10 protein-coding genes and 1 riboswitch are annotated in these 8,616 nt (G+C 38.5%); of the genes, 4 read left to right on the top strand and 6 right to left on the bottom strand.

The genetic code is table 11. From position 1 onward, the window contains the following. Positions 1-68: 68 nt before the first annotated feature. Genes menB through AC6HVZ_RS17230 form a run of 4 tightly spaced genes read right to left on the bottom strand, consistent with a single transcriptional unit; the run spans position 69 to position 4,878 of the window. Positions 69-887, bottom strand: coding sequence for a 1,4-dihydroxy-2-naphthoyl-CoA synthase (gene menB / locus AC6HVZ_RS17215; protein ID WP_497559363.1), 819 nt, complete (start codon positions 885-887; stop codon positions 69-71). A gap of 56 nt (positions 888-943) precedes the next feature. After that, positions 944-1,747 carry a 2-succinyl-6-hydroxy-2,4-cyclohexadiene-1-carboxylate synthase gene (menH, locus tag AC6HVZ_RS17220; RefSeq protein WP_497559364.1) on the bottom strand — a complete coding sequence of 268 codons (804 nt, stop codon included), beginning with the start codon at positions 1,745-1,747 and terminating at the stop codon, positions 944-946. Positions 1,748-1,750: 3 nt separating this feature from the next. Next, on the bottom strand, positions 1,751-3,490 hold the full coding sequence (gene menD / locus AC6HVZ_RS17225; protein WP_497559365.1) for a 2-succinyl-5-enolpyruvyl-6-hydroxy-3-cyclohexene-1-carboxylic-acid synthase: 1,740 nt from the start codon (positions 3,488-3,490) through the stop codon (positions 1,751-1,753). Beyond that, the gene (locus AC6HVZ_RS17230) at positions 3,487-4,878 is read right to left on the bottom strand and encodes an isochorismate synthase (RefSeq protein ID WP_497559366.1); all 1,392 of its coding nucleotides are present in this window, start codon (positions 4,876-4,878) and stop codon (positions 3,487-3,489) included. Before AC6HVZ_RS17230 ends, menD begins: the two co-directional genes overlap by 4 nt. A gap of 161 nt (positions 4,879-5,039) precedes the next feature. On the opposite strand from AC6HVZ_RS17230, the gene AC6HVZ_RS17235 reads away from it, so the two are divergent. Genes AC6HVZ_RS17235 through AC6HVZ_RS17250 form a run of 4 tightly spaced genes read left to right on the top strand, consistent with a single transcriptional unit; the run spans position 5,040 to position 6,780 of the window. After that, positions 5,040-5,975, top strand: a complete 936-nt coding sequence (locus AC6HVZ_RS17235) for a 1,4-dihydroxy-2-naphthoate polyprenyltransferase (protein WP_497559367.1) — start codon at positions 5,040-5,042, stop codon at positions 5,973-5,975. 30 nt (positions 5,976-6,005) lie between these two features. Continuing rightward, complete coding sequence (locus AC6HVZ_RS17240) at positions 6,006-6,389, top strand: hotdog fold thioesterase (protein WP_497559368.1); 384 nt, start codon at positions 6,006-6,008, stop codon at positions 6,387-6,389. Between the two features lie 29 nt (positions 6,390-6,418). Next, positions 6,419-6,574 (top strand): hypothetical protein, encoded by a 156-nt coding sequence (locus AC6HVZ_RS17245; protein WP_497559369.1) that lies wholly within the window; start codon positions 6,419-6,421, stop codon positions 6,572-6,574. A 5-nt stretch (positions 6,575-6,579) separates the two neighbouring features. Then, positions 6,580-6,780 (top strand): TraR/DksA C4-type zinc finger protein, encoded by a 201-nt coding sequence (locus tag AC6HVZ_RS17250; protein WP_497559370.1) that lies wholly within the window; start codon positions 6,580-6,582, stop codon positions 6,778-6,780. 62 nt (positions 6,781-6,842) lie between these two features. Here AC6HVZ_RS17250 and AC6HVZ_RS17255 read toward each other — a convergent pair whose 3' ends face one another. Continuing rightward, positions 6,843-7,424 carry a hypothetical protein gene (locus tag AC6HVZ_RS17255; protein WP_497559371.1) on the bottom strand — a complete coding sequence of 194 codons (582 nt, stop codon included), beginning with the start codon at positions 7,422-7,424 and terminating at the stop codon, positions 6,843-6,845. A 166-nt stretch (positions 7,425-7,590) separates the two neighbouring features. Beyond that, the gene (locus AC6HVZ_RS17260; RefSeq protein WP_497559372.1) at positions 7,591-8,175 is read right to left on the bottom strand and encodes an ECF transporter S component; all 585 of its coding nucleotides are present in this window, start codon (positions 8,173-8,175) and stop codon (positions 7,591-7,593) included. A gap of 167 nt (positions 8,176-8,342) precedes the next feature. Beyond that, a riboswitch (FMN riboswitch) is annotated at positions 8,343-8,488 on the bottom strand. Positions 8,489-8,616 lie beyond the last annotated feature (128 nt).

An 8,616-nucleotide genomic window follows, 5' to 3' on the forward strand; every position in this document is an offset into this window, starting at 1 on the left:
AATTAATTTTTCTAAATGTAAAGAAGAACCTCCGCCCCGATAAGCAAAGGTTCTTCTTTATTAACCAATCACGGAAAACGCGGGAACTTTTTGAAGTCCGGTTTTCTTTTTTCTTTAAATGCATCTCTTCCTTCTTTTGCTTCATCTGTTGTGTAATAAAGAAGTGTTGCATCACCACCCATTTGCTGAAGTCCTGCAAGTCCGTCTGTGTCTGCATTAAAGGATGCTTTTAGGAAACGGAGTGCAGTAGGTGATTTTTCAAGAATTTCTTCGCACCATTGCAATGTTTCTTCTTCCAATCTTTCCAGTGGTACCACTGTATTTACCATACCCATTTCGTATGCTTCTGCAGCATTATATTGACGGCATAAATACCAAATCTCACGTGCACGCTTATGGCCAACCATACGTGCTAAATACCCAGCACCATAGCCTGCATCAAAGCTGCCCACTTTCGGACCCGTTTGTCCAAAAATCGCATTATCTGCAGCAATTGTTAAATCACAAACGACATGAAGTACATGTCCTCCGCCGATTGCATAGCCTGATACCATTGCAATTACTGGCTTTGGAATCGTGCGCATTAAACGCTGTAAGTCCAATACATTTAAACGTGGGACCTGGTCTTCCCCAACATAGCCGCCATGTCCTCGAACGGATTGATCTCCACCAGAACAAAATGCTTTATCTCCGGCACCTGCCAAAATAATAACACCAATCGATGAATCATCACGTGCATCAGCAAAAGCATCAATCATTTCATTTACCGTTAATGGTGTGAAGGCATTATGCTTTTCTGGTCGATCCATAGTTACTTTTGCAATGCCATTATATTTTTCATAAATAATTTCCTTATATTCCCTTACCTGTTTCCATTGTACTGTCATGATTTTCCTCCTTGTTAGTTGTTGCTATGTATTCTTCAAAAATCAGCAACATTCCATTATTTATTTGAAAAAATAAACTCAGTTACTAGTTTACCAAAAATCTCTGTCTGTTCCACATGAATTGCATGACCCGCTTCTTCAATAACATGCAAATTACTCTGAGGAAGTCGTTCTTTCATCAATTTATTGAGATTTACAAATTTTTCATCATACTTGCCAGTCATTAATAGAACGGGTTTCTGGAACGTATTCAGTTTCTTCCACCATGAAGTCTGTTTACCTGTTCCCATCGAGCGAAGTGAATGAGCTAATCCTAGTGAAGCTTGCGATAGTCTTTCCATCCTAATAGCTTGCTGTTTATCTTTTGGTAAATTCTTTTGTGACTGGAATAAAGGTATATTTTCCCAAAAATCAACAAATGATTCAATGCCCGCCACTTCCAATTTTTTAGCTAGTTTTTCGTCATGTTCTATCCTGCATAATCTTTCTTCTTCATTTTCGAGACCAGGTGATGTACTTTCCAGTAATAATGTCCTAATCATTTCTGGAAATAACATGGCAAAAGACAGAGCTGTTCTCCCGCCCATGGAATAACCTAATAAATGAACTTTGTCCAGTTGTAAAAAGCTAAAAAGACTTCTTAAGTTCTGACAGCATTGTTCCATTGTTTTAGGAAAAGCTGTTTTTGTTCTACCATGGCCTGGTAAATCAATGGTAATAATTTGCAGTTTTTTTTGCCAGCGAGATATAAACTCGGACCACGTTGAAGCACTACCTGTAAAGCCATGAAGCATGATGAGTGGAATGCCTTCTCCATGGACTTCATACCAATACACGTCGCTATCTATGGAATAATACAATAATCAGTCCCCACCTTTTAAAATTTCTGTTTCAATTGCCCGCCATTTTTCCCGATGCCATTCTGCATTAGCTGTTCTATCCGTGATTACTTCAACGACAGATAAGCCATTATGCTGATAGCTTGAATAGAGCACCTCTTTCAATTCGGCTTCAGTTGCAGCCTTTGCATATTCTCCCCCATACATCGAAATAGCCTTTTTAAAATCGATGTTTAGAGGTGTTCCAAATAATGCTTCAAAATGTTTTTTACTAGATGCTTGTGGCAGGAACGAAAAAATCCCTCCCCCATTATTATTGATGATCAGAATGGTAATGTTAAACTTATAGTGCGTAGCAGCCAAGAGTCCGTTCATATCATGAAAAAAGGATAAATCGCCTAAAAGTAACGTTACTGCTTTTCCATTAACAGCTGCTCCAAGCCCACTGGAGACCATCCCGTCAATTCCGTTTGCCCCCCGATTAGCAAGGATAGAAATATTCTTTGATGTCGTCATGAAAAATGTATCTAAATCTCTTACAGCCATACTATTGCCAACATAGATGCTGCTGTTATCCGGAATTACCTCCAATAATCCTCTTACTGCTTCTCCCTCAGTCACATTTTCTTCAGATAAATTTAATAAATGTTTTTTTGCAATGAGATTTCTAGCCTGCCATTTTTCCAACCAATTAGCCTCAAAACGTATCGAAGTAGCTTTCTTTATCAGGTCTTTGCAAAATAAAACAGGATCAGCGAAAATAAATTCAGTCGAATTACCGGTTGGCTCACGAAAGCCTTCAACATTTTCCACAACAATCTGCATAGCTTCTTTATGTTGTTTCACATAAAAAAGATATGGTTTAGATACCGGCATTGCGCCAAAACGAATAATGAAATCTGGTTTCAGCTGCTCACGAATCGTTTCATTACGTAATATAGCATCATAGCCTTCGATGACATAATCTTTAGGATGCTTCCCGGAGCGAAGTTGAGATAATGGATCTGCTAAAATAGGCAATCCCCACTGCGATGCTAATTCCGTTACCGCTCCAGCAAATTCTGCATCAATTTGAGGACCGCAGACAATAACTCCTCTTTGTTTGCTTTTCAATTTTTTTGTAATCTGTTGTATATGTTCTTGATTCAGTCTTTTCTTACCATTAAAGGTTAGAAAATAGGATTGTTGCCTTCGTTCTCCCCAGATAGCTTCTAATGAAAAATCCGGGTTAAGTGGTTCACGAAATGGAAAGTTTAAATGCACTGGTCCTGCATTCCCTTCCTGGGCCATATACATGGAACGTGCTGCCCTGCCTCTCACATAGTCAAGCATGCCGGATGTTGCTTCTGGTATTGCCATTTCCTGAAACCATTTTACATACTCTCCATACAACTTGATCTGTTCAATTGCCTGTGGTGCACCAACATCACGTAATTCATGTGGCCGATCGGCTGTAAGTACAACTAATGGAACTCTGCTGTAATGGGCTTCGATAATTGCCGGAAAATAATTTGCTGCCGCTGTTCCAGAAGTACAAACTAATGCAACTGGTCGTTTTGTTTGTTTTGCTATTCCTAACGCAAAAAAAGCAGCGGATCTTTCATCGATGATGATCCACTCTTTTATTTGTTTATGCTCTGCCATTGTTAGTGCAAGTGGTGTAGACCTTGAACCCGGGGATATAACTACATCCGTTAATCCGTTTACACTTAGTTCATCTACAAAGTTTGCTATATAACGTGTTAAAACCTCTGTATGATTCATGCTTCCCCTCCTAAAACGGATAACATTGGCAGGAATTTAATATTTGTTTCTTCATATTCTGCTTCCGGATCAGAATCTTTTACCACACCACAGCCGGCGAACAATGATGCCTCATCCCCTTGAATAAGTCCTGAACGAATGGCTACTGCAAATTCCCCATTTTGATTACTGTCAAGCCAGCCAATCGGTGCACCATACCAGCCACGATCCAGCAACTCTTGTTCACGGATAAACGCCAATGACTCTTTCCTGGGAGTTCCACCAAGTGCTGGTGTCGGATGTAACTGTTTAACGATATCAAAAATACTATACTCATCCTTCAAACTTGCTGTAACTGGTGTATATAAATGCTGCAAATTTTTAAGTGGATAAATAACTGGTTCATCAGGTATTTTAATGTTTGTACAATAGTTTTTAATGGAGTGCTTTATCATCTTTACAACAAAATCGTGTTCCTGTCGATTTTTTTCATCGTTGAAAAGATCATGACTTATCTTCTCATCTTCTTCTTTTGTTTCACCCCTTGGAGCGGTACCGGCTAGGCATGTTGATAAAAGCCTTTTTTTTTCGACCCTTACAAGTCTTTCAGGAGTTGCCCCAACAAAACAATCTTCTCCTTTTTCAAATGCAAAAATATAACTATTGGATTGTGTTTTGATCAGTTTATTTAAAATCATACCAATTTCAGCATACTTATCAAATTTCAAACGCATCTCACGTGCTAAAACAATTTTCTCTGCTTTATTATCACGGATTACTTCCATTGCATATCGAACGGTTTCTTTCCATTTTTCCGGTTCAATTTCTTTTTTCTGTTTAATATTAATTGCTGTTAAAGAATCGTTCACCTGTTTGAAAAGTTCCTGCTCCTGCCGTTTTATATCATTCGCCAATTGCACCGAATGATCATCTTTTTTCGCAATAACATTCGCTGTAAAATAGGTATGATTCTGTCTGACTGTAAGCATAAATTCCGGAATGGTAAATTGACTAGGTTTAAATTGATTCCATAAGTCTGATTGCTCTTTTTCCGGATCAAATGACATGCCTCCAAGGGCCACAACTCCAGTTCCAGGATGTTGAAATGGGTTATGGATAATTGCTTTATCTATAATATTATTCCATTCTTCTTCTGTAACTTCAAAGTGGGCATCCTCTGCAATGATTTCATATGCATTTCCAGCACCTACTAGATAAAACGGCTCCTTCGTACTTGTCCAAAACGTACGATCCTTGCCAATGGCTTTAGCTCTCTCAAAAAAATGAAGCGGATCTGCAGACGTAATTTTTTTTGTAATGCTGACAAGTTGAAGATCATCATGAAATTGTATTTTATTAATAGCATTATCTAATATTTGTTCTAGTTGTTCTTCCTTTATTTTAATCATCATGTAAACCTCCATAAAAGGATAGATGTAGAAAACATCCAGTATCTATTTTATTCTCTTTTCCATAGTTTCTCAAGAGAAAGCAAATCCGTTCATTGACACCTTATGACAAATTCTCTAAAATTAAAATGATATTGATACATTTCAGGGGGAGAACATGCATGCACTCGTCAGATAAAATAAATTTAAAAAAAGTGTTGAATGAAAAAGAAGGGTTTCAAATCTGGTGGCGCCTGCTGAGACCACACACACTTACAGCATCATTTATACCCGTTTTCGTCGGTACCATGCTCGCATATAGTGTTGGTTCAATAAATGTACTTGTATTTCTTGCAATGCTTGTTGCATCAATGCTAATCCAATCTGCGACAAATATGTTCAATGAATATTATGATTATGTACGCGGCCTGGATACGGAAGATTCTGTGGGCATTGGTGGAACGATTGTACGGGATGGCATCAAACCAAAGACAGTACTTAATCTGGCATTGGTTTTTTTTGGAATTGCAATTTTACTCGGCGTGTTTATTTGTATACAGTCTAGCTGGTGGATTGCTGTAATTGGTTTAATCTGTATGCTTTTCGGCTATTTATATACAGGCGGACCTTTTCCAATTGCATACACACCATTAGGTGAACTTTTCTCAGGTTTCATTATGGGAACAGTTATTATTGGCATAAGTTATTTTATCCAAACACAAACTGTTACAGCAAATGTTATTTTGGTTTCTATTCCAATAGCTATCTTTATAGGAACAATTATGCTTTCGAATAACATCCGTGACTTAGATGGGGATAAAGCAAATGGGCGCAAGACAATTGCTATTTTAATAGGAAGAAAAAATGCAGTAGTTTTTCTCGCATTACTCTTTGCCATAGCATTTCTTCTTACAGCTATATTTATTATTACAGGTATCCTTCCTTTATGGTCGCTTATTTCTCTGTTTACAATTCTAAAAGCTACTGATGTTATATATAAATTCAGGGGAAAAACACAACCAATCGAAATGATGCCCGCAATGGCTGCAACTGGTAAAACGAATACAATTTATGGTTTGTTACTAGGTTTATCATTACTAATTAGTGATTTCATCTAAAAATATTGTTCAAAAAGGGGAATTGGGACAATGAATTTTGATAATACGTTAATGGAAGCATTAGGAATCGAATTGATATCACTGGATAAAAATTTAATCGTTTTAACGATGCCCGTAGACAGGAGAACACACCAGCCTGTTGGCTACCTGCATGGAGGTGCCAGTGTGGCTCTAGCAGAAACAGCTGCCAGTATTGGTGCATTTGCACATGTTGATTCTGAAAAAGTAAATGTATTTGGCATTGAAATTAATGCAAATCACATTAAAAGCAAACGAGAAGGAATTGTAACTGCGAAAGCCACACCACTTCATACGGGAAAAACAACAATGGTATGGGAAATTAAAATTGTTGATGAACAGGATAATCTAATATGTATTTCAAGATGCACGATTGGAATTGTTCCTAAAAAGTAAACTAATAAACTAAGGGAACGGTGATTACAATGACTAAACATGAAAAACTTACCAATGAAAAAATAAATTACTTTAAAAAACAGTTACTGGAAATGAAAAAGGAAAACGAAGCACTTATTAATAAAAATAAGGATTTGGACCTAATGATGCCATTGGTGAGCTGGCAGATTATGACAATCACCTAGATGACATGGGGACAGAGCAATTCGAGCATGAACGAGATGCTGGTCTGGACATTGTACGAAAGGAAAAATTTCAGGAAATTGACACCGCACTGAATTGTATTGAAAATGGTACCTACGGATATAGTGAGAAATCTGGAAAACCAATTCCAATTGAACGTCTAAAAGTACAGCCAATGGCAAGGAATTTAGTTGAAGAAGAGGAATAACCTGTGTCCGCCTTTCATGATTGGCGGACTTTTCTGTTGTGTTCTGCCCATATGTCTGTTTTCTAAAAAATATATGCGTGCTCCGGCCGATATCCCTCGTGCTCCGGGCGATATTCTCGCTCTCCGGACGATATCTCCGCTCTCCGGACGATATTCTCGTGCTCCGGACGATATCCCTCGTGCTCCAGGCGATATTCTCGTGCTCCGGGCGATATCTCCGCTCTCCGGACGATATTCTCGTGCTCCAGGCGATATTCTCGTGCTCCAGGCGATATTCTCGTGCTCCAGGCGATATCTCCGCTCTCCGGGCGATATTCTCGTGCTCCGGGCGATATCTCCGCTCTCCGGACGATATCCCTCGCTCTCCGGACGATATCTCCGCTCTCCGGGCGATATTCTCGCTCTCCGGGCGATATCTCCGCTCTCCGGACGATATTCTCGTGCTCCGGACGATATCCCTCGTGCTCCAGGCGATATCTCCGCTCTCCGGACGATATCTCCGCTCTCCGGACGATATCTCCGCTCTCCGGACGATATTCTCGTGCTCCAGGCGATATTCTCGTGCTCCAGGCGATATCTCCGCTCTCCGGACGATATTCTCGTGCTCCGGGCGATAATTCTCCATATTTTTTTAAATTGTTCAAGCCTTTTTCATCGTTATTATATTGCAGAGTAAAATAGTCTATTGTTATTCTCCTCTTATGATAAAGTGTTTTAATACAGTACAAAATAATAAAGTAGAACAAATTTTTGTATTTTCGTTTTAAAAAAAAGCTAACCCTTTCTTTAAGGATTAGCTTTTTCTTAAATTTATACAAACTTTGCTTGTTTTTGTTCAATCCAGCTGCGCATTTTTATAAATAAAGGAACAAAAAGTAAACCTACCACAATACCTTTTATCATATTAAATGGTAAGATCCCTGCATATACTGAAAACCATTTAAATTGTTCTGTCATTTCCCACCCCATAAACCATCCATATGCTGGTAAAATAAAGAGATAGTTCAGTACACTCATCCCAATAGCCATAATAATTGTTCCAGCAACTAATCCAGACACAATGCTTTTTACACCCTTAAATTTATGGTATAAAACTGAAACCGGAACAACAAACATAACCCCTGCTAAGAAGTTTGCTGTAACTCCTATAGGATCTCCAGCTCCGGATACCGCTAAATATAAGATATTTTTCACTGCAACTACTATAACCCCTGCTATTGGTGAAAAAATCAGACCAGCCATTAATGCAGGCACATCACTAAAATCAATTTTTAAATAGGCTGGCAACAATGGCAATGGGAAATTCAGGAAAAATAATACAAGTGAAATAGTTCCTAGCAATGCTAGAATGATAAGCTTTAATAAATTTGATGATGGTTTGTTTGTTTTTTGCATCATCATTCTCCTCCTTCATCTTAAATCGATTCCAATCTCGTAATGAAGGATTGGCCTCATCCCGCTTTATGAAAAAAACACATAAAAACCCTAAAGCCTAATGGGGCTTTAGGGTTTATTAATTCACAGGAAAATAGCGACACATGAATATGTATCAACTAATGGCTCGACATCTTCTCCCATCCAGACTGTAACTGTCGGTTCTGGACTTACACCAGATCAGCCACTCATTATGGTACTAAGTGGGTCACGGACTGATAGCAACATGCTACTTACCGTCGGTCGGGAATTTCACCCTGCCCCGAAGATGGAATCGATTATTCTTTTATTCATTTTTATTATACATAATATCTCAATATATGAAAAGAGGTTTGCTTAAGGAGCTTTTTGCGATGTGCCACTTTTCTAGTTTTACGAGCAAAAAAATAAAGGTTTTATTTT

It is taken from the genome of Oceanobacillus sp. NCCP-135, from assembly GCF_059698015.1.

Bases quoted from the DNA above. Each gene is read 5' to 3' on its own strand.
- AC6HVZ_RS17235 (WP_497559367.1), top strand. From the start codon at position 5,040: ATGCACTCGTCAGATAAAATAAATTTAAAAAAAGTGTTGAATGAAAAA.
- AC6HVZ_RS17240 (WP_497559368.1), top strand. From the start codon at position 6,006: ATGAATTTTGATAATACGTTAATGGAAGCATTAGGAATCGAATTGATA.
- AC6HVZ_RS17230 (WP_497559366.1), bottom strand. From the start codon at position 4,878: ATGATTAAAATAAAGGAAGAACAACTAGAACAAATATTAGATAATGCT.
- AC6HVZ_RS17250 (WP_497559370.1), top strand. From the start codon at position 6,580: ATGGGGACAGAGCAATTCGAGCATGAACGAGATGCTGGTCTGGACATT.
- AC6HVZ_RS17245 (WP_497559369.1), top strand. From the start codon at position 6,419: ATGACTAAACATGAAAAACTTACCAATGAAAAAATAAATTACTTTAAA.
- AC6HVZ_RS17260 (WP_497559372.1), bottom strand. From the start codon at position 8,175: ATGCAAAAAACAAACAAACCATCATCAAATTTATTAAAGCTTATCATT.
- menD (WP_497559365.1), bottom strand. From the start codon at position 3,490: ATGAATCATACAGAGGTTTTAACACGTTATATAGCAAACTTTGTAGAT.
- menB (WP_497559363.1), bottom strand. From the start codon at position 887: ATGACAGTACAATGGAAACAGGTAAGGGAATATAAGGAAATTATTTAT.